Origin of the sequence: Massilia sp. X63 (genome assembly GCF_041023745.1) — a bacterium.
Classification (GTDB): domain Bacteria; phylum Pseudomonadota; class Gammaproteobacteria; order Burkholderiales; family Burkholderiaceae_D; genus Telluria.
Window position 1 is genome coordinate 530,534 of the sequence record NZ_JBFTEF010000001.1, and the last position, 23,926, is coordinate 554,459.

Below are 23,926 nucleotides of genomic sequence, written 5' to 3' on the forward strand. Positions count from 1 at the left end.
GGAAAGCACACCACCATGACTGTCACACTCGGACCGCTCGCCTTGCCCGGGCAACTGCTGGTCATCTTTGCAACGATCATCATCGGCTCTGCCATCGGCAACCGGGTAGCAGCCAGGAGCGGCGTGAAGGCCGAGGGCTCGCTCTGGCTGATCATCGCCGGGGCGATTCTGGTCGCCCGCATCGTCTTTGTTGCCCGTTACTGGCCTCTGTACGCGGAAGAGCCCTGGCGGTTGCCCGACCTGCGCGACGGCGGGCTGGCGCCTGTCGCGGGCTTTGCGGCGGCTGTCGTCATCGGCACCCTCCTGGCATGGCGCAGGGCCGAGCAGCGCGCCGCGATCGTCATCGCCGTATGGGCAGCCATCTTCATCTGGATCGGCGGGAACGGGCTGCTTCGCATGGCCAACGAGCGCCAGGTCTTGCCCGGAGTGACGCTGACCGATCTCGACGGGCGCGCCGTTCCATTGGCCTCGTTTGCCGGCAAGCCCATGGTTGTCAACCTGTGGGCTAGCTGGTGCCCCCCATGCAGGCGAGAAATGCCCGCACTGGGCAAGGCGCAGCGGGAAGCGAGCGACCTGAATTTCGTGTTCGTCAATCAGGGCGAGGACAGCGCCGCGGTGCGTGCCTACCTGAAGGCAGAGGGTTTGCCGCTGCGGAACGTGGTGCTCGACCCCGGCGGAGAACTTGCCAAGGCAGCCGGCGCCCCGGGTCTGCCGACTACGCTGTTCTTCGACGCAAACGGAATACTGGTCGACAAGCGAATGGGCGAGGTATCGAGCGCCACGCTGGCCGAACACCTGACCGTCCTGCGCGGCAAGCGCTGAACCGAAAAGCGTGCGATAGCGACATCAACAAACGACAGGAGAAAGCGTATGGTTTTCTTATCCCGGACGGTATCCGGATTTCACCAGTGGCTGCGTGCGCTGCTGCTGGCCCAGCTTGTTGCGGTGCTGCTTGCAGCCTCCAACGGCGCGGCGGCGGCCGACGACGATTTCCTGCCCCCTGAGCAGGCATTCCGCTTCGCCGCCTACATGGTCGACGGACAGACGGCTGAAGTGCGCTTCGACATCGCGCCTGGCTATTACATGTACCGCGAGCGCTTCGCATTCGAAGCCGGGCAGACCCGGCTTGGACAGCCTGCCTTCCCGGCCGGTGAGAAGCACTTTGACGAGACCTTCCAGAAGGAGATGGAGACCTACCGAGGCATCGTCAAGGTACGTATTCCCGTGGACGGGAACGGAAGTTTCACCTTGAAGGCCACCTCGCAGGGCTGCTCCGACAAGGGCTTGTGCTACCCGCCGATGGCATCGACCGCGGTCCTGGCTGCTGCCGGGCCGGCGGGGGCGTCCTCGACCGCCGCGGCGGCGCAGGCAAGCCCTCAGCCGGCAGCTGCCGCGCCGGACAGCACGCTGTCGAACGACAACGATAGCGGACGCATCGAACGTGCATTGAGCAGCCGCGAGCTGGCGGTCATCGTCCCGATGTTCCTGCTGTTGGGCCTTGGCCTGTCGTTCACGCCCTGCGTCCTGCCGATGCTGCCGATCCTTTCCTCGATCATCGTCGGTGACAAGGGTTCCGCGTCGCGTGTGCGTGGCCTGGCACTGTCGGTGTCGTATTCGCTCGGCATGGCGATCGTGTACACCGCGATGGGCGTGGCCGCGGGGCTGGCGGGCGAAGGACTGGCGGCGGCACTGCAGAATGCCTGGGTGCTGGGCGCGTTCGCCCTCCTGATGGTCGTGCTGGCCTTGCCGATGTTCGGCGTGTTCGAGCTGCAGATGCCGGCGGTGATCCAGTCGCGCCTGGCGGGGGCGTCCAACCGGCAAGGGGCGGGCACCCACGCCGGTGTGTTCGCAATGGGCGCCATCTCGGCGCTGATCGTCGGGCCCTGCGTCGCCGCGCCGCTCGCGGGCGCGCTCGTGTACATCAGCCAGACCAAAGATGCCTTCATCGGCGGCAGCGCGCTGTTCGCCATGGCTGCCGGCATGAGCGTGCCGCTGCTGCTGGTCGGGGCCTCGGCGGGCACACTGCTCCCGCGCGCCGGTGCCTGGATGGTTGGCGTCAAGCGCTTCTTCGGCGTACTGATGCTCGGTACCGCCTTGTGGATCGCAGCGCCGGTCCTGCCGTCACGGGCCCTGATGCTGGGATGGGGCCTGCTGGGCGCCGGCTATGCGGCGTCGCTGCTGATGCCACGACCGCGCCGGCCGTTCGCGGTAGCGGCCGGCCTGGTCGCAGGGGTGCTCGGCCTGACCCAGCTGGCTGGGCTGGCCGCCGGCGGCAGCGATCCATTGGCGCCGTTCGCTACGGCCGAGGCGCATGGAGAGACGCCGTTCCAGCGCGTCCGTTCGGTCGAGGAGCTCGACGCCATCCTGGCCAGGAGTCCCGGCAAGACCGTCATGCTCGACTTCTACGCGGACTGGTGCGTGTCCTGCAAGGAGATGGAACGTTTCACCTTCTCCGATGCGCGGGTGCAGGAACGCTTCGGCCGGATGCTCCTCCTCCAGGCCGACGTCACCGCCAACAATGCGGCCGACCAGGCCCTGCTCAAGCGCTTCGGCCTGTTCGGGCCACCCGGAATCATCTTCTTCAGTCCTGACGGCCGCGAACTCGGCGGCACCCGGGTGATCGGCTACGAGGATGCCGATGCCTTCCTCGCCTCGCTGCGCAAGGCCGAGGCTGCGCAAACGGGAACCCAACCTTGAATAACACTTCCACATTGGAGACAACATGCAGGCTTACAAACTCGCGCTTCCAGCCACGGTAATCGCCGCTCTCGCAGCGGCACTCATCAACACGGGGGCCCTTGCCGCCCAGCAGACCCCGCCGGCGCTCGCGCGCGCCGTCGACGCCGGCGTCAAGGTGGTGAAGCAGTTCCCGGCGCCCTCCGGGCTCACGGGCTGGGTGCTGGCCCAAGGAGCACGCCATTCCCTGGTGTACACCACGGCCGACGGGAAGACCCTGGTGGCGGGAGCGCTGATCGACGAGCGGGGACAGAATCTGTCGGCCCAGCACGAAGACATGTATATCCCCCAGCCGGATTTCGGCGCCGCGTTCGCGCAGCTGGAGAAATCGGCCTTCATCGCCGAGGGCAGCCTGAAGAATCCGAAGAGTGTCATCTACGCCTTCGTCGACCCGAATTGCCCATATTGCCACTTCATGTGGCGCGCAGTACAGCCCTACGAAGCGGCAGGACTGCAGGTGCGCTGGATTCCGGTCGCGACGCTCGGCCCGACCAGCATGCCGAAAGCGATCGAAGTACTGGCAGCGCCTGACAAAACCGCAGCGTTCCGGCGCATGGAGGGAAACCACGGCAAGCCGTGGAAGCCGGACGCCGGCAAGACCGAGCAGTCGCACCCGTCGGTGGCGGCGTCGATCCGCCGTAACGGAGAACTCATGGAGGCCTTCGGCATTGCCGGAACCCCTGGCGTGGTCTGGCGTGACAAGCAGGGCAAGGTCCAGGTGAAAGGCGGAATGCCGCGTCTGTCGGAGCTTCCGTCCATCACGGGCTTGCCCGAACAACCGGTGACCGACCCGGCGCTGGCCAAATTCAAGTAATACAGCAAGGTATGAGGAAGCATCCGTTTCCAAGGAAAGCGCGGCTTCATATGCGTTGATAAACTGCCGCGCCCGCGCGTCGCATGCGATGTCCCATCGGTCGATTTGGCCCGTTTCTTCCAACGAAGATGCGGGCTGAACGTCTTGCTACACGCATTGCATAATGCTGTTGCACAGCCGTGTCATTTACAGCACAGAAACCTGTTTTCACAATTATTTCCTTCTGGAATTTTAAGTTTCCCCGGATAATTTTCTCTATTGCTGAGCAGTCAGCTGGATCAGAATCGGATGAGGAACGGATGAAACTTCGGAATAGAATGGCCCTATGCATGGCCATTGTCTTTGTGTTGTTCGCGATTGCATTGGCTGTCGCGATCTCGGGAATGCGCGATGCGACGGCGCGCTTCGGCAAATTTGTGGATCAGGACCAGGCTTTCCTGGCCGACGCAAACACGATGTACGCGCAAGGCCTGCAAATGGGGCAGGCGCTGCGCAACGCCGTCCTGGCACCGGACAACGAAATCGGCTACAAGAACCTGGCGGCGGCACGCAAGGACTTCGGTAGCGCCCTGACATCCGCCCGTGCACATGCGGGCAAGGATGCCGCTGCACAGACGGCGCTCACCAGGCTGGAAACGCTGCAACAGCAGCGCGCAGCGGTACAGGACCGCATCCTTGGACTCGTGAAAACCGATGCCGCTTCCGGCGTCGTCATCCTGAATGGCGAGGAAACCCCGGTGTGGCGTGAAATGCGTGGCGAACTGCTTAAGATCCTGAAGGAAAAGAACGCGGCGGCAGAGCAGGTCAAGACCGAACTGATCACGCGTACCCAGACCATGTTCTTGGCCAGCCTGGCGCTCGCCGCCTTCGCCATCGTCGCCGGCGGCGCCGTCGCGTTCTGGCTCACCCGCAGCATCACCCGCCAGCTTGGCGGCGAACCGGACTATGCCGCGCGCATCGCGGGTTCGATCGCGGCGGGCGACCTGACCGTGCAAATCGCCCTCGATGACGAGCGCAACCAGACGAGCCTGATGTTCGCCATGCGCCAGATGCAGCACAGCCTGGCGACCCTGGTGCAGAAGGTTCGCGACGGTACCGACACGATCACGACGGCATCAGGCGAGATCGCGGCGGGCAACCTGGACCTGTCGGCGCGCACCGAAGAGCAGGCCAGTTCGCTCGAGGAGACGGCGGCCTCGATGGAGGAACTCACCAGCACCGTGCAGCAGAATACCGAGAGCGTCCGGCATGCCAACGAACTGGCCACGACCGCCTCGCAGGTGGCGCTGAAGGGCGGCCAGGTGGTCGAGGAGGTCGTCGGCACGATGGGCGCGATCAACGAGGCCGCCAAGCGCATCGCCGACATCATCGGCGTCATCGACGGGATCGCATTCCAGACCAATATCCTGGCGCTGAATGCGGCGGTGGAAGCGGCACGGGCGGGCGAGCAGGGACGCGGGTTCGCGGTCGTCGCTTCCGAGGTCCGCAACCTGGCGCAGCGCAGCGCCGCGGCGGCCAAGGAAATCAAAACGCTGATTGGCGATTCGGTGGGCAAGGTCGATGCGGGTAGCAAGCTCGTCAATGTCGCGGGCGATACCATGACCGAGGTCGTCGCCAGCGTGAAGCGCGTCACCGACATCATGGCCGAGATCACGCTCGCCGGACAGGAGCAGAGTGCCGGCATCGCGCAGGTCAACCAGGCCATCGCACAAATGGACCAGGTCACCCAGCAGAATGCGGCGCTCGTCGAAGAGGCCGCCGCGGCGGCCGACTCGATGCAGGCGCAGGCGCAGGAGCTGCTGGCGGTGGTCAGCACCTTCAAGCTCGCCCCGGAGCCGGCTGCGCATTCGCAGCGCCTGGGCGGCGGCGGCTCGCACAGGTCCCGTCTTGCACTGCCAGCAATGGCGGGGTAATCGGTTGATGCGGGTCAGCGCTTGCGCCCAGTCGCAGGTGCTGCGAGCATCTCCAGGCGCCTGTCGAGGCCGTCACGGTCGAGTTCACCCATGTGGCGCAGGAACAGGCGGCCGTCCCTGCCATAGAAAAGCGTCGTCGGCATCGCAAACGATCCGGTCCGTCGGCCCAGCTCCCGGGCGCGATCGGTCAGTACGTTGTCGAGATCCAGCTTTTGCTGCGCCAGGAACGCCTCGATCGCCGCCGCGTCCTCGCCTTCGTTGACGAAGACGAAGGTGATGCCGGGATGGCGCTTCTGGGCATCCTGCATCGCAGGCATCTCGCGCCGGCACGGCGGGCACCAGGTTGCCCACAGGTTGACCACCATCGGCTTGTCCGTCAGGGTCCGTAGTTGCACCGGTGTGCCGTCGAGCCGGCGCAGTTCGACCAGGGGCACCGGCGTGCTGGGCGGTCCGAAATCGAGCATGGCGATGGCGCCGCCGATCCAGACCACGCCCGCGCTCAGGACCGCGGCGAAGACCGGCCGGCGCGGCGTGTTCGTCCTGGCCGTCAGATGCGCGCCGAGCAAGAATGCCACCAGCACGCCGGCCGTATCCGAGAATCCGCCGTCGCTGACAGCCAAGATCGAGAGCGGCTCGGCGGCGTACTCCGGTGCGTTCTGGAGCACGAACGTGATCCGGGCGGCGACCAGGCCGCCCAGGATCGTCTTCCACACCACCGGCCAGCTGTGCCAGCCGCGCTTGCGCCGGTACCACCAGCTCACTGCAGCGCTGGTCAGGATGGCCAGCGCCGGTATTGCCCACCTGCCTATGTCGAATTCGTCCACCACTCCTCCTGAAAGGACAGTCTTGCATGACCGTCATGCAGCGGCCGCGTCATGGCTTCGGGACCGCTTGCCAGGGAATGCTAAAGTGCGCGGATTAATGCAGCATTAGCAATCGAGCGCGGCTGTTTCAGCGTGGCAGCGCGCGCCAGGAACCTCATCGGCGTTCTATACTGCGGCACCCGAGGGCATGTACGCCCTGATCGTCAGTAGGAGAAGCCGAATGATCTTCCGCCAACTGTTTGAGCCCTTGTCCAGCACCTATACCTATCTGATCGGCTGTCCGGAAACCGGGCAAGCGGTATTGATCGATCCCGTGATCGTGACCATCGATCGTGACCTGGAGGAGCTTCGGCGCCTGGGGCTGACACTTGCATACAGCATCGACACCCATGTCCACGCCGACCACATCACGGCGGCGCTCGAACTTAAGAACAAGGTGGGGAGCAGGATTGCAGCGCCGGCGGCGGAACGCGTCGACTGCGCGGATGCTCAACTGGAAGAGGGAACGCCATTTAGAGTCGGCTCCATGGAATTCCAGCCCCTGCACACGCCGGGCCATACGTCGGGGCATTTCGCCTACGTGCTAGGTGACCGCGTCTTCACCGGCGACGCCCTGTTGATCGAAGCTTGCGGGCGCACCGACTTCCAGCAGGGCGATGCGGATGCGCTCTATCACAGCGTGCGGGGAAAGCTGTTCACGCTGCCCGATGAAACGCTCGTCTATCCGGCGCACGATTATCAGAAAAGATGGGTGTCTTCCGTCATGCAGGAGAAGGAGCGCAATCCCCGCCTTGGTGCAGACCGCTCGATCGAGGAGTTCCGGCAGATCATGGCGGGGCTCAACCTGCCATACCCTAAATTTATCGATTATGCCGTTCCCGGCAATAAGCAATGCGGCGTGTGTCCGGCAGATCTGTCGGAAAACCTCGGCAAGTACTGCCAGCAGATGACGGAGAGTCCGCAAGGATAGTCCGTCGATAAAGGATCGGCAACCGATGCTTCCAGTTGGGAAATGCGGACGGATGAAGTGTCAGTCTAGTGACGAGAAGCAGAGTCACTCTGACGTTCAGCGATGCCGCACTGTCCGCATTTGTCTAGCGTCCAGCAACTCGCTTCGCTCTAATGCTCCTTAGATAATAATCCGTAATATCATCGAAGCATTTCGGGCCGTTTTGTCCTCAATGTTGAGGAGATTGACCTGCCACTTTACGTCCAGGATGCGTATTGTGACAGGCCACTTCCAGAGAAGCTACTTCGAATCAAGCTTGATGTTCGCCATTAGGTCTCCAACTCATAGCACCGTCCTGCGCATTTCCTCCGACTGCTGTCCAAGTTAGCCCTGACTCGTCCACCGCTACACAACCTGGTTGCCAATGCTCCGGGTTACGCAGTTCGTTTACCCACCCTTGCGCCTTTCCTTCTGAGACGATAACAACCCCGGCCCTACCAACATAACCATAGTCTTTACGCCAGCATATGGCTGAAACCACATTGGCCAAGTGCGCTGCGCGGTTACACCCCTGTTGAGCGAGATCCAAAGTTCCACCGCTAGCAAGCATGCGCAAACCGGCAGCAGCATCCATTAAATCCTGATTGCCAAGCTCTAAGGTTGCCGTATCCAGTGCGAGCGCGGCAGCAATGAGCTGGGATTGGTTCGTAAATGGCCGACCAGCGGCTTGATCACGCAGTACAGCTACAGCGATTTGCAGACTCATGCTGATTCCTTTCGTTTGGCGGTGAAGTTTGAGTAGCTACTGACATGCCGCGCGCGCATCAATGCATGGTGCCGACAAGTCGGTGGACGTTCGAGGTTTAATGGGGCGGTTCGTTGTCCCGGCCAGCGCCAGACACCTGACAACAGTGAGCCGGGTACTTTCGCTCAGTCGGTCCAGGTCGATCGATCTCTCGCTCGCATAGATCATTACGCCATAGATTTCTGCCAAAGTACGCAGCTCTGGCGAAAGGACCCCATTCACGGGAGGCGCCACCCGGCGAACTTTGTTGATCGTTGCTTCCAACTCTTCTATCGGGACGAAGAGGGCCATGATGATGTCTCCTTTAGTTTTCTGGCGAGACCGGATGAAAGGTCGATTCGTTGGCTCTTCTTTGTCTTGGGTTCTTCAGCGATGGACGCTCTAGCGCCGGTCAAGAACGTCTGCGGAGGCGTCGCTTCTGCAGCTGAACTAACCCAGCTTCAAGTACAAGGAGTCGCCAGGTAGCGTAGTCAATTTGGGCATGTGTTTTCGATGTCACGGGTGCCAGCCAGCGGCGAACGGCACGGCCGTCCCTTACACCTACGATGCCGGCCACTTGGTCAGCCGTCAAATCGAGGATCTGAATGACCGCTCGCACATCCTCTGGCGTCGGCATTTGGAAGGCAGGATCCGTGTATACAAAGAGCGTTGCAGGCGATACGCAGGTCATAGCTTGTTTTTTCTCTATTGATGCTGGAAGCTGTTTCAATCGTCGCACTGATCTTCTTGGCGACCGTGCGATTCATGTCGCCAGTAATGCCACTTCGAGCATGGCTGGTACCGCGACAAGCCATCGCTTGACCTGTTCGCGTTCACGTCTTGGCCGTGCTCATAAACAGCGATTGGACTAGCAGCGCTAAAACAATTTAGCCAAATACGCCATAACGTCGCCCAATCTTCACCGCGCTTTTTGCCGCCATTGAAATGTCCCTACCAGGCTCGGGAGGTGCAGTGGCGGTCGATATTCATCGAGAACTGATCAGCTCGTGTAGCGTGAGTGTCTGGCAGGAAAGTCGGAATTTCGACGTGAGGCGCGGACTTTAAATTGGGCGCCGCCCGGCATATCGGTAGCGGCATGTCTACTCCAGCAGCGCCGCTGACATGGGTGGTATCGATGGTTGGATTGGTAGATGCAGGTTTGTGGCACGCGTGCAGGAGGGGCTCATTTGTGAGGATGCGGCGTGCAAGCATCGTCACGCAGGAAGCATCATGTCCCTGAACGCCAGATAGTGCGCCACCGCAGTTCAGACAATAGGCATGCTCACCAATCATTTCAGCAAAGCCTTCTGCAATTTTTTCCACGCAATGGCGCCAGCCAGTCGGTGCCAACTCCAGGTTCTGTATATGAAACAACGAAGCAGCAGGCTGAATTGGCTGCAAAGCGAACATATCCATTTAGTCCTCCGAGGCCAGTACGCCCCTCCGGTATGGATGGGCTACAACCATGTTAGGTCTAGGAGACCTAATGCGGCTTGCGCTTCATCAGGTCTCCTAGACCTATTCACGTTATCGCAGGAGTGGTACTTCAGACCTATCGCGGTGGATCTTTCTCCTTGAGGAGATCGTGCTCCTGCAGACGATGTCGCACCTGTTCGATCAGGGCGCGCTGTATCTGGCGACGCTCGGAATCGAGCGGCGGCATATTCTGCATGAAGCACTCGACCTGTTCTGCTAGCTCAGTGTCACCTTCTTGGCGCAACCTGGTTGCGCTTTGAGCGAACTCGCGCATCACATTACGCCGCCGGGCGGCCATAGCGATCTCCCACGGCTTCTGTTCAACCCGGCCCTCTTGCAGCTCCTTCGCAGCATCGTGGAATCGACCTGTTCGGGCTCTAGGCGGTTCAGGATTTCTTCCTCTACGTATGTCCTCTTCATATCGGCGCTGGATGTGCCACTCAGCACTACGCTTGGATTTGAACGATCTACCACGCTCGGACCGTGGAGTTGCGTTGGCCTCAATCCCCCGCGCCCGTAACTGCGCTGCAAACTCTTCCCGCCAGGCGCGCAGATGGGCTTTTCGAATATATATGCGCTGACCATTATCGTCTTCCGCCCTCAAGATCAAGTGAACATGCGGATGTTCTGGTGCGTCGTCAGCTGGATCCGTGTCATGGGTATGGAGCGCCATCACATACTGATGATCCTGGAAACGCTCGCGCGCGAAAGCTTGGACAGCATCCAGCATCCTGTCAGGATCGGTTTTGGCAGGCATGGAGAAGATGATGTTGAATGAAGGATGAAGCGGCTCGTTCTTCCCGCTCCGCATGCGCTGCATATCGAGGTCCCAGGACGCATGTGCCTCTCGGATCGCCTCACGGCCATTCAACTGTTCACCACGCTCGTTCACAGTCAGCAGGCGGCCGTTACGCGAGATATACATCATGTATCGCAGCACGCCCTCAACAGCGGCATGATCACCGTCCTTGGCTCGACGACTGCCTTTGACATTGATGACGACTTCCGGCGCCCGCTTCACGGTCAAGCGTAATCGGTCTTTGATGGCGGACCAGTCCCGACTATCACGCCAAGCTCCGTTGTTGGAAGCTCCGGCGCTGGCTTGTGCGTCTGCCGAGAATCGGTAGACCAGGCGACGGAGTCCAGAACGGCGCCCAGGTTCGCTGGAATCAAGCACCTCATGCTTCGCCATCATTCACCCCCCATCCGCGCACATTCGCCTTTATCAGGTCCTTGACTGCGTTCGTCTCTAGTTCGATCAGCATTTTGACCAGCTCAAAGTCGAGTGATGTCACCAGGTGCGCCGTCTCAAGCGAAGTGTTCAGCTTCCTGGCTATTTGATTGATGTTTCGCCCCATGGCGGCCAGCTGACGCGCAATCTGGCGCACGGCCTGAATTTCGACGTCACATAGCACCGGCCGCCGGTCCAGATGGGCACGGAAGAGGTTACTGAGATACGTGCCGCGGTACCACTGCCGCGCGCTCGCTAGACGCCCAAGCTCGGCAAAGTAGTATGGCTCAAGGCGAACGAAGACCTGTTCAGTCTTGGCTTCTGCAGTTCGCCCGACGGGTGCCGCCGCTGGCCACGGGCGTTGTGGCGGGATGGCCTCTGTGGATGCCGCTTTCTCATGCTTCACAAAATCAGTGATTAGCAGTGCCGCTAAGCGCGAAGAAGTCGTGTCCCGATCATGCGCCAGTGACTCAAACTCGACCTTCGTCTCTGCACTGACTCTTGCTCCTATGATTGGCATTTGCATACCTCCAGGCGTAACAACGGTTGCGGATCGATATCGCTTCAGCATTGCTTCTGTGCGTATTCGACGAGCCTGCTCTGCCTGCGGTTTTAGATCTTGGCAGGATAGACTGTCGTCTTAGATTGTTAACCTCTTCGAGGTTACCAATGGGGTCCTCGTCCCTTCGGGACTGCGGGCGCACACCTTAAACATCGCTAACAACCACGGTGTTGGGAGGCGCTACTGCACGCAACGCAGCCTCATAAAGGACCGACACCGCGATGGCACCGACTGCGAGTCCAGCGCCAGCCCACATAGGTAAAGCAAGATCTGGACGAAGAACCAGGCAGAACAGAAACATGACGGTGCCGACGAAGATCGCCAGATTTGCGATTGGAAGCAGCACGCGGCCGAGTACGAGCAACAGCACGTAAAGGATGAAACTGAAGGCTCTCCATGCCCCGCGTCCTATGCCCAAGGTGATATTCCTAATTGCCGCATTCATGCCTGACCTCTCAGTTTCCGTTCACTTCACCGGGTAATGCGTCGCCGCTTCGCTGCTTGGAACACGAGATCACCCAGCGATACCTCCACAGGTTCACTTCTGCCTTCCAAGGCGATAGTGAGCTTAGTGTCGGATGCGATGCTCGCTTTCATGCCGCGGTAGACAACCTGGATTGCAGTAGATATGGCGCCGCCATGCTCCAAGTTCGCATTGGTCGGCAACAGGACACTTCCTGAGGGTGGCGTTACGTCATGACGTAGTCCCGACGGGCGATGCTCATGGTCACTCTGCAATGGCGGCGTTACGTCATGACGTAACGATTCGCTGTCCACCTTGTCCAGCATTGCTTGCACAGTGTCGGGAGCAGCCACTTCTACCTCGCCGGTGCAGGAGGTCGGGAATTGCTGCCGTAAGACGACTGTAGGTTCTGCAGCAGCTGCAGTTACGTCATGACGTAACTCATCCAGCAGCTCACTGATGGCATCACGTGTGACTTTCGCGCCGCTGGCGCACCATCTCTCGATCTGTTCGGGAAATTCGTCGTGCGCACGGCGCAGGTCATAAAGTGTCCGCGGAGACCTGACCCCGTTCGCATATGCCTGATGAACGCAACTAGGCGCATCCACTAGTGCCAGATGCTCGATTACATAGTTCAGGTTTTTCGCCAGCCTTTCCGCAATCTGTGATTTGGAATGCCCCTCATCTAGCTTGCGCCGGATGAACGCTGCGATTGCCCAGATCGATAGGTCACATCGATGCAAGTTCTCTGCAACCTGGTCGTAGCTGTCGAAATTCGGATCGACGAAGTAGGGGATCGTCGCAGAGCCTGCCGCCTCGGCAGCGTCATAGCGGCAATGTCCATGATTGATCAGCCACATGTCCTGCAAGGTCGGGTGAGGACGCAGTGATATGGGCGACTTGACCCCACGCTGCCGAACGCTTGCATTCAGCTCAGTTTGCCTCTGCTGTTCTTCAGCCGTTCTCAAGTGCATGGGGGGACGAGGATTCTCAGGGTCGCGAAGAATCTTCTCAAGCGGCATCTCAGGTAGTGCCCCAACGTCTTTTCCGCTGACGTTTGCTATCTGGGCCAGCTTCGTCAGGGCTCTCATCGTATTGTCTCGTCTGCGCCCATCAAGCTCTTAAAGTATGCGAATACAGCGTGGATCTCTTTGCCAGCTTCCCTAGCCGCTGTCTTTATATGGCGTCCATCATCGTTCTTCAGTCTCCAAACAGGCACCCTGCAACTAACTGCCTCTCGATATGCCTGACGGTCTGTAATCGCGTGCGGAACCATTAATTTGCCATGGGTTTCTAGTAGAGACTTCAACTGCTTTACTTGAAAAGGTTGGCGAGGGTCGAACTCATTGACAAGGATGCCGAGAAAAACAAGGTTTCCATTTCGAACTCGAGGGTCAGGGTGAGACCTTATTCCGCCAATTCGTCCGATAGTTTCCACGGTTTCCCTAATGCTGTGTTCATCAATTTTCGTGGGCACAGTCACGAAATCACAAGCAATCAGGAATGCGTTTGCTATTCGGCTGTTCGCACCTGCGGTATCGAAGACGGCGTAATCAAAGTATGTGGAAAGTTCTTCTAAGCGAGCGGTCAGATTGCACACCAAATCCAAGTCGTCGACCTCCGACTCTTCAATTTCTCGCAAGTGTTCCCGCTGAGAAGGCATTAAAGCTAGCTTGTTCAACAGGAGAGGCACAGCGAGTGAGTCGCTGCCGAAGAGCTGATGGGTGTACAGCCCAGGAAGCCTGAAATCCGCCATCGTGTCGTTAGCGTCTTCCTGTTCGTCTCCATTGATGAGCAAAGTACGGTGTCCGCATTCAGCGAGGAAGAACGCGAAATTGCAATTCGTGTTTGTCTTACCAACACCGCCTTTTTGGTTCACTGCTGCGAACTTTTTCATCTTTGGATCCTTGTATGCAAGATGCTGGCAAGTTCCTCAATAACGTCAGCGTATTCTGAGGGAAGCGTCACCTCAAAGGTTCTCCAACCTTCAGGCCGCTGGCCGTAACGTAGGGAAATCTTCCAAGCGCGGCCAACCATAGCGCTTACAGCCTCCTTACTCATTCCTAACTCAAGTGCAATATCTTTCTGCTTTGTACCGTCGACCAATATACGGCGAAGCGCATTGATATTCTTTTTTTCAAAGTTTCCTAGATGAGTTTGAATTGATTCAAAGTGCGTTGCCGATAATCTTTTTTTGTTTCTCATGATTCGGCTCCATCATCGCGCTTCTTGCGCTGCTCAGCGCCAGATAACTTTATTGTTAAGTCAACGGTTCAAATATGCGTTTACTCAAAGTCCTGCATGAGCGCAGGTGGTTAACTTTTGGATGTAACTAGTTCGCTATGCGACCCAATTGCGATTCTGCATTTGATTAGTGATGCGGAATGTTTCAAAAGCAAAAAGCTGTTTTGATACGGATTTCCTATGTTCAAATTTTGTATTGTCATTTTTTTACTAATTCCGTATTCCACTTGTGCGTTAGCTCAGGCTTCGAACATGACAATTGGTAAAGAAGAGCAACAAGCACGCGATAAGGATCGGCACATGATTCTTCGCACGGAATTGGTCGCCGAACATCAAGAACTTGCAAAGGCGCAGGGAGCATTTGGCAGGGGAGGAAGCACAGAGTCAGCAGCAGAAGTGCATCGCCGCGAAGAGAACATCAAGGCGCTGCAGCGAGAACTCGCCGCCGTGAGAGACCAAAGCGAGTCAGACGAACCCGCCCGGCTAGTAGCCAGAGCTAGGCAATCAGCCGTCCCGGCTCGCGTTCGACGTGTAAGCAGGGCGGCCACTTTCTGGAACCCGTACAACCGCGCTCCGGATCTCGAAATACCGACCGACTTTCTAACCACCCCTTAGGAGGGATTCATCATGCGTACGAACGTCAACCGTGCAGTTAGCTTCGCGCTGATCGCTGCGCTATGCGCCATGCAGGCCACGCCAGCATTCGCACAGTTCACTGGCGCCGGCACCCAGGCTACCAACTGGGTAGTTCAAATCCTGACTCCGATTATCCCGCTCGCTGTCGCCGTGGTTGGCATCCTCGCCTGGACAGGCCGCGTCAACTGGGGATGGTTCGTTGGCGCGATCGTCGGGACTGCGTTGTTCTTCGGCCGTGACCAGGTCGTTACGATGTTCCGTGGCTGGACGGGGACCTGATATGGACAACGAGAACGGTGTCAACGTCGACACGCTTGCGGTCGGACTAACCCGGCCCTCGACTGTCCTCGGGGTGCCCTACGGGGCCGTGATGCTGAACGTGCTGGTTTCGGTCGAAGCACTGGCTTTGACCGAGAACTTGCTGTGGATGCTGATGTGCATCCCGGTCCACGGCATTTTCTATCTCATCACGTTGAAAGATCCTCGGACCTTCGAACTCCTAGCGCTATGGGCGCGGACGACGTTGGGCACACTCATCGCGTCGCGATGGTACTGGTCGGCAGCTTCTTATAGCCCGCTGACGTTCAGAGAACGTTCCGGCCTCTTCAAAAGATGGCGTCTCAAGCGTCGCTTCAGAAAGGAGAACCAAGGATGAATATTTCAGAGAAGAGACAAAGGGCTGCACGGCGCGAGACGCCGGCCGCCAAAAACATACCCTACAAGGGGCATCTGACGCGCAGCATCGTTGACACCAGCGCCGGCGAATGCCTGTGCGTTCTGCGTTTGGCTGGTGCAGCCTTCGAATGCGCAGACGATGATGTCATCAACAACCGGCACGACCGCCTGAACAGGGTCGTAATGAGCCTGGCTGATCCGCGCATCACGATATGGCAGCACATCGTACGGCGTGAGGAGAACCGATACCCCGAGGGCGATTTCCCGCTAGGGTACGCGCGTGAGTTGAATGAACGTTTCAGGGCCAAGGTCAGCGCTGAACGCCTTATGGCAAACGAGCTATATATCACTGTCGTCTTACGGACGTACGCAAATCGAACGGAAAGTGTATTGGCAGCGCTGTTTGCAGCACGCAGCCCTGAAGAGATCAAAAAGGCGCGCTTCAAGCAGGTTGCTGAACTGGGGAGGGTAGTAGCCGATCTGGTTGCAGCTCTGGGTTACTACGAGGCCGAATCCTTAGAGCTATATGAACGCAACGGTGTGCTGTTTTCCGAGCCGGCCGAGTTCTTCAACTACCTTTTGACTGGCAGGTGGGAGCGTGTTCCTTACGCACCAGTTCCTCTCAAACACCTGATCGGTGGAATGCGTCCGGTCTTCGGGGACGAATCAGTGAAGATCCTCAATCCAGCAGGAACCCATTTTGGTGCGCTGCTAGGCATCGAAGCCTATCCATCTGAAACGAATCCGCTGTTCCTCGATGACCTCCTAACGCTGCCGTTCGAGCTCATCATTACGCAATCGTTCGAATTTCACGCCAAAGATGCCGCATTGCTCAAGATGCAGCTCAAAGGCCGGCGCATGGAAAACGTTGGCGACGCCGCCCAGTCGCAGATCGATGAAATTCCCGAACTTGCCGACGACCTGATAGCGCGTCGAACCGTCATGGGTGGCCAGCATTACACCGTGATGGTGAAAGCCGCTAACCTGGACGACCTGCAGGAAAACGTGGCTGATGCTCGCGGTGTCCTCATTGACGCCGGCATTAGGCCGGCGCGTGAAGACCTGGTTGTAGAGGCTGCCTATTGGGCGCAGCTGCCTGCAAACTTTGCGATGCGACCGCGCCTGTCGCCGATAAATAGCCGCAATCTGTGCGGCTTTGTCCCCTTGCACAACTTCCCGACTGGGCGTCGCAGCGGGAATCACTGGGGACCTGCTATCACCATGCTGGTGACAGCCGCCGGCACGCCCCATTATTTCAGCCTGCACGCTTCTGACCCAAAGGCCAAGAACGGCGGCAATAAGAAGGACGTGGCAAATACCCTGGTGATGGGGCCTACTGGATCCGGCAAGACTGCGACCGTTACCTTCACGCTCACAATGATGCAGAAGTTCGGCATGACATCGGTTCTGTTTTCGACAGACCGAGACACCGAAATCGCTGTCCGGCGCATGCGCGGTAAGGTCTATCCACTGCGTCTTAACGAATCAACGGGGCTTGCTCCGTTCGCACTTGATCCGGACGAGCCGGAGACTCGCCGGCACTTGCAGGTCCTGGTGCGCAAGCTGATGAGCCGGCCGGTCGTTACCGAAGCCGGAATCGAGGTGGATACCAAGCCGCTGACCGTTCAGGAAGAGAAAGAGGTCGACAAGGCGATCGACGCGGTGCTGCACATGCAGCCGCGCGGAGTACGGCGCATTGGGCGTGTGCTGGATTTCCTGCCTAAAGGGGATATTTACGATCGCCTGGCACGCTGGTGCTACGCGCGCGAAACAGGCCGAGAGGATGGACCGCTGGCATGGGTGTTCGACAACCCAGTGCCAACGATCGCCGGTGAGCTCGGAAGCGCACCCATCACGGCATTCGACACCACCGCTTACCTTGATGACCCCGAACTGCGCACGCCGATCAACATGCACCTGTTGCACCTGGCATCGCGCTTGGTTGACGGGCGGCGTTTTGGCCTGTTCGTTGCGGAGTTCTGGAAGCCGCTTGGCGACGCCCACTACGCTGCCTATTTCAAGAAGGCGCTCAAGACTGTCAGAAAGCTAAACGGGTTCGTTGTGCTGGATACGCAATCGCCTAGCGATGCGCTGAGGCTCGAGATCTCTCGCACGCTAATCGAGCAGTGCCCCACATTGATCCTGTTTCCTAACCCCCAAGCCGACCGCAAGGAGTACCGGGAATATCTCGGCCTGTCCGAGCGTGAGTTCAAGCTCATCAAGACTGACCTGCCCGAGGGCTGCGGCATGTTCCTGCTTAAGCAGGGAAGACACTCAACAGTAGTGAGGCTTCCCCTCGACGGGATGGAAGACGACATGGCCGTCTTGTCGGCCCGCACCACCAGCCTTGCATTGATGGATCGGCTCATCGCGCAGTACGGCGACGACCCGGACGCCTGGATTCCCTACTTCAACGAGGAAAGGAAGTCGCTATGAAATTTCGTACCGTGGTTATCGCTGTCACCCTGGCCTGCGCATCAATTCATGCAAATGCGCAGATGGCAGTTATCGATGTGAAAAGTCTTGCGGAGGCGACAAAGCAGGTAAAAGCGTGGGGCGAGCAATACCAGCAAATGCGTGCCCAGATCGAGAACATGACAGCCCAATACAAGGCATTGACCGGTGGCCGCGGGATGGAAACCATCTTGCCTGCTCTTGCACCTATGTTGCCAGCGGATTGGGCCCAGTCGATGAGGAACCTGTCGTCACTTGCACAGCAGATCCGCCAGTCGCAGGCTGTGCTGACCCCTCAGCAAACCGCACACATGTCGCAACAACTTCGACAATTTCTGGCGCAGGCACAAAACCTGTCAGCCGCGAATCAGGCTATGGCTCAGACGGCATTCAACGACGCAGCCGCACGGCAATCGCGCCTGCAGACATTGACCGTCACTCTGGCGAGGACTGAGGATCCCAAGGCGGCCTACGACCTGGCTAATCGGATCGCCATCGAGCACGCCGCGCTGCTCAAGGACCAGAACCAGCTCGAGGCCGCCGCGAGCGCTGCTGCGGCGCAGGATCACGCGCAGCGCCTGATGGTCAGCCAGATGCGGGCAGCGTCAGCGGGCACTCAAATCCCGAAGTTCGATATGCCAGAGCTCTAAACGGGCCACTTCCATTCATAACAGGAGAACACGATGAAACGCCTAGCTATGATCTTCTTGCTGCTGCCCTTAGCCATGGCGGGTTGCAAGCGCGAAGTGTCGCTCGTACCAGCAGACCGCGTCTACACCGTGGAAGAGTATCTGGCGCAGCCCGAGTTGCGAAAGAAAGTCAGTGCCGTGTGCAGTAACGATCCTGGCCGCACCGGGCAGGACGCGAACTGCATCAATGTGCAGCGCGCTGATCGTGTCGCTTCCGCCGGCAGCAGCTCCGGCATGCCGCGCATCGCTCCTTGAGGGGGCAATTATGGCCGCGCCGATTACCCTCTACACAGATAGCCTCAACTACATCAATGCCGTTTGCGAAAGCTACGTTGGCGAAAACGTTGCTGCTGTTGCACGCGTCATCGGACCTTTCGCCTTTACGATGTTGACGCTGTATGTGGCACTGTGGGGCTTTGCCCACTACCGCGGTCTGATCAAAGAGCCAGCCAATGAGTTCATCAACCGGCTCATCACCGTGTGTGTCGTGTTTGGGATCGGGTTCAACCTCGCGAACTACAACGTCCTAGTCACCAACACTTTTCTCCGTGGTCCGGACGAGTTCGTCGCTGGCCTGGCCAGGTCGGGCGGACCAAACGGCGTGGTAAACGGTCTGGATGCGATGCTCGCCCAGGGCTTCGAGCTCGGCGCCCGGTTCTGGGCGAAGGCAGGCGTGCTCGACGGCGACATGGGCATGTACTTCGTGGCCCTCGCCGTGTGGTTTCTGACCATCGTCGTTACCGCATACGGTTTCTTTCTGATGGCCTTGTCCAAGGTGGCGCTGACCGTCCTCATCGGCCTCGGTGCCCTGTTTTTTCTTGGGCTGCTGTTCCAGGCGACCGCCGGATTTTTTAATTCCTGGATCCGGCAGCTGGCCAACTATTTCCTCATTCCGCTGTTGGTCGTGATGGTGAATCTGCTCGTCATGAAGCTGTTCGCGCGTGCCGGTAGCGGTGCCGCTGCCATGACGTCGACCACCGAGGTCGCCCAGGCGTTCCCGTTCTTCGCGATGGGACTCGTTTCCTTGTTGGCCCTTGCCTCGGTACTCACGATCGCCGCCGGCCTGGCAGGTGGTATGTCGTTGTCATCCTTCGGAATGGGGCGCCTCACGGCAGGGCTGCTGAGGAACGGTGGGCTTAAGCTCGGGAAGGGCGGGGCAAGGCTTGGCGCCCATGCAGGCAGGCCGCTGGGTCGTGCTGGCAAGAAGATCGCCCGCAGTGCCTGGAATTCTTACCAGAGCCGTAAGCGCAACTCCATTCAGCCAGCAAAGGCCAAGGCGCGAAGCTATGAGCCGTCGCGTCCGGCCAAAAGCCATTCCGAGACGAAATACCTTACCTACGAACCGTGAGGAACACCATGCGCAGACTACTGATCGTGCTGGCCATGGCCGGCAGCCTGGCCGGGTGTGCGAACACCCTCCGCGTTTGCGACGGCAAAGACCGTCGTCCCATCAATACCCCGGCCCAGGCTGGGGTGGCTTATCCAAGCTGCGGCACTGGCGCGTAAGGAGAACATGATGACAAAGCAAGTTGATGCCGACAAGCTGATCAAGGAGATGGCAGCTATTCGTGAACTGATCGAAGGCCATGCCAACGTCCAGCAACTACTTGATCTGGCTGCGGACGAGGCGGACCGCCACGCTCTTGATAACGAACGCTCGCGCCGCCTCGCCTGGCGCGTCGCCGGCGTTCTCGGAGGCCTGACTGTCATCGCGTTCGGCATCGCATGGGGTGCGGTGCAAACATCGATGCGGCCGGCGCCTCCGCCCGAGGTACTGGTCGTAGATAAAGCCGGTGGTGTCGTGCAACCGCTGATTTCCTTGGCCGAATTCCAGATTTCGCCGGAAGAGGCGACAATTCGTCGCAACATCGATACGCTCGTGACCGCATGTGAAGGGTATAGCTATGAGCAGGCCGACACGCATTACTACCATTGCGCAGCGTTTCTAAGCCCGCAGCTGCAAGCAGAGTGGGCGCGGAAGTGGGATAAATCCAACCCGGAATCCCCGCCAAACAAATTCAAGAGAGAGCGCAAAGTGCGTGCCAAGGTTGGCGCGATTACCGTTTTGCGCAACGGGCTGGGCGCGGCGATCGGCGCGCGGGCCAGTTACACGCGGACCGAAACGCTGAACGGCATGGAGGATGGCACGCCAACCACTTGGGTCGCCAACCTCTCGTTTCGCTGGGTGAACCAGCCTACGAGCGAGCGCGAGCGCCGCGTCAACGACCTTGGAATGGAAGTCATTGACTATGCATCCGACCGCGACTTGACCGCCACCAAGCCGGCACCGGTACCTGCGCCGGTGCGGCAGGCTTCCCACCAGACGCAGTCGTCGCAAATGGCGCTGGTCGCTCCAGGTAACGCCCAGGGAGCGACGCCATGAACAAGCAGCTCCTATTTGCACTCGTAGCGCTGTCGATGGCTGCCGCCGCGCACAGCGCGCAACTACCTGAGGCCGGAAAAAAAGATGCACGGATCCGCTTCGCCACCTACGACCCGCACGACGTAGTGACGATCTATACCCGCGTCGGCCTCCTTACCCAGATTGTCTTCGACCAGGACGAAAGAATCGTGGACATGACGGGCGGCGACGTCGAGGCATGGGGCGCCGCCACTCGGAAGGCGCGTGATGGCGTATTCCTCAAGCCCACTGCAGAAGTGGCGGACGCAAACCTGCACGTCGTGACCAACAAGCGCTCCTATAGCTTCGACCTGAAGCTTGCCAAGAAGGCGAAAAGCGAAGTCGCCTTCATGACCGTCTATTTCCGCTACCCGGACGCGGTGCAGGCTGCGGCGACGATGGCCAAGGAAGCCGATCAGGTTCGCGACCTGCTCGAGACAGCGTCGCCAGTTGCCAACCGTCGTTATTCAGTACAGGGATCGAGCGACTTGGCCCCAATCGAGGTATGGGATGACGGGCGGACCACATTTCTGCGTTTCCGTGCCCGGTCCATGATCCCGGCCATCTATGAACCCAACGAAGACAGCACAGTGAGGCGGATCGAGAACATCAACGTCAAGGACGACGTCCTACAGGTCCAAGGCGTGCGCCGCAAGCTTGTACTGCAGACCGGAAAAGAGGTCGCGTGCGTGTTCAATGACGACTACGACACGAATGCTTCACGTCCCGTCACTAATACGGCATCGCCGCAAGTAAATCGCATTCTGAAAGGAACCGGCAAATGAACCTGCTCAAGTCCCTGTTCAAGTCCAAGTATCAGGAGCCGGACCCCGACGAAGAAGAAAGCATCGAGGGCGAGCGTGAACTTGGCTCAGTCAATAAAGGCCTCACGCGGCAAAACAAGGTCGTGAACTGGATCGTCGCTTGCGGGGCCTGCGCGCTGGCCGCGCTCTTCCTGTACAAGTATTACGCCAGCGTATATGACAAGTACCGGGAGGAGAAGGCGCCTCCGAAGGATCTCACTCGTACCGTGGCTACCACCGGCCTGCCGCCGCTGACCATGCCCGATCCCAGACCCGAGCCAGAAACGGCAGCTGCGGCGCGCGACGCGAGTGACAAACCGCCGCCCCTGCGGCAGCCGGACGGGATGACGGTTGGCGCCGGCGCAGTCTCTGGCCAGCCACCCGTCAAGAGTCTGGCCGAGCTGGTGCGCGAGCGCCGCCTGAAACGAGAAGTGCGTTTTGACCTGGACGGTAATGTGAGCGCGGCCGCCGCTGGTGTAGTAGCGGTCGATCACGCCGCAGCCATCGAGGCAGGTGTCCCGACCGTTGAGACCAAGGCACCTGCCGAGTCGCACCCGGCCGCGCCCAATGTTCCCGCATCGGCCAACGTCGCTGATTCTCGCGCTTACCTGTTGCCGGATCCGACACTGATAATGACCCGGGGAAAGCTGATCCCGTGCACGGTGATGCCGGCGATCGACACCACACTGACCGGCATTGTCACTTGCGTTACCGGCGAGGACGCGACCGGTGCCGATAACAAAGTGTCACTGATGGACCGCGGCACAATCTGCACCGGCAAGCAGGGCGGCGGCATTACCCAGGGCCAGCGCCGGGTCGGCATCATTTGGCAGCGCTGCGAGACGCCCCAGCACGTGATGGTCCCCCTTAACTCAGACGCTGCGGATTTTCTTGGACGTCCGGGCATTCCAGGCCAGGTCGACAACCACTTCTGGGACCGCTTTGGGGCGGCGGTCGCATTAAGTCTGATTACCGACATTGGTCCTTACCTGATCGCCACCCGCCAGAGCGGAAACAACAATACGACGGTTTCCTTCCCGCCTATCACCGGGCCGAAAGATGTGATGTCCGAGGTGTTGAAAAGTACCGTCAACATCCTGCCCACGCTCACCCGACCGCACGCTGCCCAGGTCCTGATCTACTTAGCGGGCGATGTCGACTTCCGCGGCGTTTATCAACTGGAGAGGACGAAGTAATCATGAAAGCCGAAATTCTGCCCCTCGGCGCGGATGCCTCGACGCTCGACCTGCACCTGCAGCCGATCGCCGGATACTTGGCCGATGAAACCGTGACCGAAGTCGTGATCAACCGACCCGGTGAAGTACTGCTGGAACGACGCGACGGCTGGGAGACCGTGCTGAACGATGCGCTCTCCTACAAGTGGTGTGACGGCTTGGCCATGCTCCTGCGTAATCATGCTAATCAGGACCTGACCGAGGGCTGGCCCCTGCTTGGCGCGCAAATCCCAGGAGGCCTGCGCGTACAGGTTGTGATCCCGCCGGCTATCGAGGCTGGGAAGATCTCATTCACGACCCGGCGCCCGATCGGGGAAGTACGTACGATGGGTGAAATCATCGACGGCGGCGCATTTGAACGCGCCCGCTGCGTACAGTCGCTGCTGCTGACCACGGAGGAACGGGCCAGGCTCGAAGCAGCACTGCCCGACAGCGAGCGTTCCATGCTCGAACTGTTCCGCATGGGCACCTGGGGCGGTTTTTTCAAGGCCGCCGTTCAAGGGCGCAAGAACATCGTGTCATCAGGGGCAACTGGATCTGGCAAGACTACCCTCAGCAATGCGTTAGCGGCGATGATTCCTCTCGACGAACGGATCATCACCGTCGAGGACACGCGGGAAATGCGGCTGCCGCATCCGAACCAGGTCAACCTGGAATACAAGAAGGGCGAGAACGGCGTGTCGAAGCTGAAAGCGCGCGACCTGCTCGAAGCGACGCTGCGCATGCGACCCGACCGCGTGCTGCTGGCCGAGCTGCGTGGTGATGAAACGTTTTTCTTCATCCAGAACGTGCTCAATTCAGGCCACCCGGGGACGATAACCACGGTCCACGCTACCCGGGCCAAGCTCGCGTTTCGCCGTCTGGCCCTGCTGATCAAAGGCAGCGTGGAAGGAGCGGGCCTCGAGCTGGCCGATATCACTGACAACTTGTACACCCTTGTCGACATCGTGGTGCAGATGGAGCGCCTGCCTGGCGGTCGCCGGGTCGCTACTGAGGTGTACTTCGACCCGGCTTTCGCGGCGCGTCAACTTGGATAG

26 protein-coding genes are annotated in these 23,926 nt (G+C 59.5%); 16 read left to right on the plus strand and 10 right to left on the minus strand.

Annotated elements, in window-relative coordinates; genetic code table 11:
• Positions 1-15 precede the first annotated feature (15 nt).
• From AB3347_RS02440 to AB3347_RS02455, 4 genes are all read left to right on the plus strand, one after another.
• On the plus strand, positions 16-822 hold the full coding sequence (locus AB3347_RS02440; protein WP_369090169.1) for a prolipoprotein diacylglyceryl transferase family protein: 807 nt from the start codon (positions 16-18) through the stop codon (positions 820-822).
• Positions 823-870: 48 nt separating this feature from the next.
• Positions 871-2,697 (plus strand): protein-disulfide reductase DsbD, encoded by a 1,827-nt coding sequence (gene dsbD, locus AB3347_RS02445; RefSeq protein ID WP_369090170.1) that lies wholly within the window; start codon positions 871-873, stop codon positions 2,695-2,697.
• A 25-nt stretch (positions 2,698-2,722) separates the two neighbouring features.
• Positions 2,723-3,550 carry a thiol:disulfide interchange protein DsbG gene (gene dsbG / locus AB3347_RS02450; protein ID WP_369090171.1) on the plus strand — a complete coding sequence of 276 codons (828 nt, stop codon included), beginning with the start codon at positions 2,723-2,725 and terminating at the stop codon, positions 3,548-3,550.
• Positions 3,551-3,849: 299 nt separating this feature from the next.
• Positions 3,850-5,463, plus strand: coding sequence for a methyl-accepting chemotaxis protein (locus AB3347_RS02455; RefSeq protein ID WP_369090519.1), 1,614 nt, complete (start codon positions 3,850-3,852; stop codon positions 5,461-5,463).
• Between the two features lie 14 nt (positions 5,464-5,477).
• Here the strand turns inward: AB3347_RS02455 and AB3347_RS02460 are convergent, their stop codons facing one another.
• On the minus strand, positions 5,478-6,287 hold the full coding sequence (locus tag AB3347_RS02460) for a redoxin family protein (protein WP_369090172.1): 810 nt from the start codon (positions 6,285-6,287) through the stop codon (positions 5,478-5,480).
• 220 nt (positions 6,288-6,507) lie between these two features.
• On the opposite strand from AB3347_RS02460, the gene AB3347_RS02465 reads away from it, so the two are divergent.
• Entirely contained in the window at positions 6,508-7,257 is a 750-nt protein-coding gene (locus tag AB3347_RS02465; protein ID WP_369090173.1) for an MBL fold metallo-hydrolase, read from the plus strand.
• 289 nt (positions 7,258-7,546) lie between these two features.
• Here the strand turns inward: AB3347_RS02465 and AB3347_RS02470 are convergent, their stop codons facing one another.
• From AB3347_RS02470 to AB3347_RS02510, 9 genes are all read right to left on the minus strand, one after another.
• Positions 7,547-8,002 (minus strand): hypothetical protein, encoded by a 456-nt coding sequence (locus AB3347_RS02470; RefSeq protein WP_369090174.1) that lies wholly within the window; start codon positions 8,000-8,002, stop codon positions 7,547-7,549.
• A gap of 36 nt (positions 8,003-8,038) precedes the next feature.
• Positions 8,039-8,332, minus strand: a complete 294-nt coding sequence (locus AB3347_RS02475) for a DUF3717 domain-containing protein (protein WP_369090175.1) — start codon at positions 8,330-8,332, stop codon at positions 8,039-8,041.
• A 639-nt stretch (positions 8,333-8,971) separates the two neighbouring features.
• The gene (locus tag AB3347_RS02480; protein ID WP_369090176.1) at positions 8,972-9,436 is read right to left on the minus strand and encodes a hypothetical protein; all 465 of its coding nucleotides are present in this window, start codon (positions 9,434-9,436) and stop codon (positions 8,972-8,974) included.
• A gap of 136 nt (positions 9,437-9,572) precedes the next feature.
• Positions 9,573-10,691: a hypothetical protein gene (locus AB3347_RS02485; RefSeq protein ID WP_369090177.1), complete on the minus strand. Its 1,119-nt coding sequence runs from the start codon at positions 10,689-10,691 to the stop codon at positions 9,573-9,575.
• A complete protein-coding gene (gene mobC / locus AB3347_RS02490; RefSeq protein WP_369090178.1) occupies positions 10,675-11,247 on the minus strand; it encodes a plasmid mobilization relaxosome protein MobC in 573 nt (190 codons plus the stop codon). The genes AB3347_RS02485 and mobC overlap by 17 nt, the downstream gene beginning before the upstream one ends.
• Before the next feature lie 187 nt (positions 11,248-11,434).
• Entirely contained in the window at positions 11,435-11,734 is a 300-nt protein-coding gene (locus AB3347_RS02495) for a hypothetical protein (protein ID WP_369090179.1), read from the minus strand.
• Positions 11,735-11,760: 26 nt separating this feature from the next.
• Entirely contained in the window at positions 11,761-12,843 is a 1,083-nt protein-coding gene (locus AB3347_RS02500) for a ParB/RepB/Spo0J family partition protein (RefSeq protein ID WP_369090180.1), read from the minus strand.
• Entirely contained in the window at positions 12,840-13,649 is an 810-nt protein-coding gene (locus tag AB3347_RS02505; protein ID WP_369090181.1) for a ParA family protein, read from the minus strand. The genes AB3347_RS02500 and AB3347_RS02505 overlap by 4 nt, the downstream gene beginning before the upstream one ends.
• A complete protein-coding gene (locus AB3347_RS02510; protein WP_369090182.1) occupies positions 13,646-13,957 on the minus strand; it encodes a TrfB-related DNA-binding protein in 312 nt (103 codons plus the stop codon). Before AB3347_RS02510 ends, AB3347_RS02505 begins: the two co-directional genes overlap by 4 nt.
• Positions 13,958-14,176: 219 nt before the next feature.
• Here AB3347_RS02510 and AB3347_RS02515 point away from each other — a divergent pair, with 219 nt between their 5' ends.
• From AB3347_RS02515 to virB11, 11 genes are all read left to right on the plus strand, one after another.
• On the plus strand, positions 14,177-14,611 hold the full coding sequence (locus tag AB3347_RS02515; protein WP_369090183.1) for a hypothetical protein: 435 nt from the start codon (positions 14,177-14,179) through the stop codon (positions 14,609-14,611).
• A 12-nt stretch (positions 14,612-14,623) separates the two neighbouring features.
• A complete protein-coding gene (locus AB3347_RS02520) occupies positions 14,624-14,911 on the plus strand; it encodes a TrbC/VirB2 family protein (RefSeq protein WP_369090184.1) in 288 nt (95 codons plus the stop codon).
• Position 14,912: 1 nt separating this feature from the next.
• Positions 14,913-15,287, plus strand: a complete 375-nt coding sequence (locus AB3347_RS02525) for a type IV secretion system protein VirB3 (protein ID WP_369090185.1) — start codon at positions 14,913-14,915, stop codon at positions 15,285-15,287.
• On the plus strand, positions 15,284-17,743 hold the full coding sequence (locus tag AB3347_RS02530; RefSeq protein WP_369090186.1) for a hypothetical protein: 2,460 nt from the start codon (positions 15,284-15,286) through the stop codon (positions 17,741-17,743). The genes AB3347_RS02525 and AB3347_RS02530 overlap by 4 nt, the downstream gene beginning before the upstream one ends.
• Complete coding sequence (locus tag AB3347_RS02535) at positions 17,740-18,411, plus strand: type IV secretion system protein (RefSeq protein WP_369090187.1); 672 nt, start codon at positions 17,740-17,742, stop codon at positions 18,409-18,411. Before AB3347_RS02530 ends, AB3347_RS02535 begins: the two co-directional genes overlap by 4 nt.
• A 33-nt stretch (positions 18,412-18,444) precedes the next feature.
• Entirely contained in the window at positions 18,445-18,705 is a 261-nt protein-coding gene (locus AB3347_RS02540; RefSeq protein ID WP_369090188.1) for an EexN family lipoprotein, read from the plus strand.
• 10 nt (positions 18,706-18,715) lie between these two features.
• Entirely contained in the window at positions 18,716-19,798 is a 1,083-nt protein-coding gene (locus AB3347_RS02545; protein WP_369090189.1) for a type IV secretion system protein, read from the plus strand.
• Between the two features lie 165 nt (positions 19,799-19,963).
• Positions 19,964-20,833, plus strand: coding sequence for a virB8 family protein (locus AB3347_RS02550; RefSeq protein WP_369090190.1), 870 nt, complete (start codon positions 19,964-19,966; stop codon positions 20,831-20,833).
• Complete coding sequence (locus tag AB3347_RS02555; protein WP_369090191.1) at positions 20,830-21,636, plus strand: TrbG/VirB9 family P-type conjugative transfer protein; 807 nt, start codon at positions 20,830-20,832, stop codon at positions 21,634-21,636. The genes AB3347_RS02550 and AB3347_RS02555 overlap by 4 nt, the downstream gene beginning before the upstream one ends.
• Entirely contained in the window at positions 21,633-22,850 is a 1,218-nt protein-coding gene (locus tag AB3347_RS02560) for a TrbI/VirB10 family protein (RefSeq protein ID WP_369090192.1), read from the plus strand. Before AB3347_RS02555 ends, AB3347_RS02560 begins: the two co-directional genes overlap by 4 nt.
• Positions 22,851-22,852: 2 nt before the next feature.
• A complete protein-coding gene (gene virB11, locus AB3347_RS02565) occupies positions 22,853-23,926 on the plus strand; it encodes a P-type DNA transfer ATPase VirB11 (RefSeq protein ID WP_369090193.1) in 1,074 nt (357 codons plus the stop codon).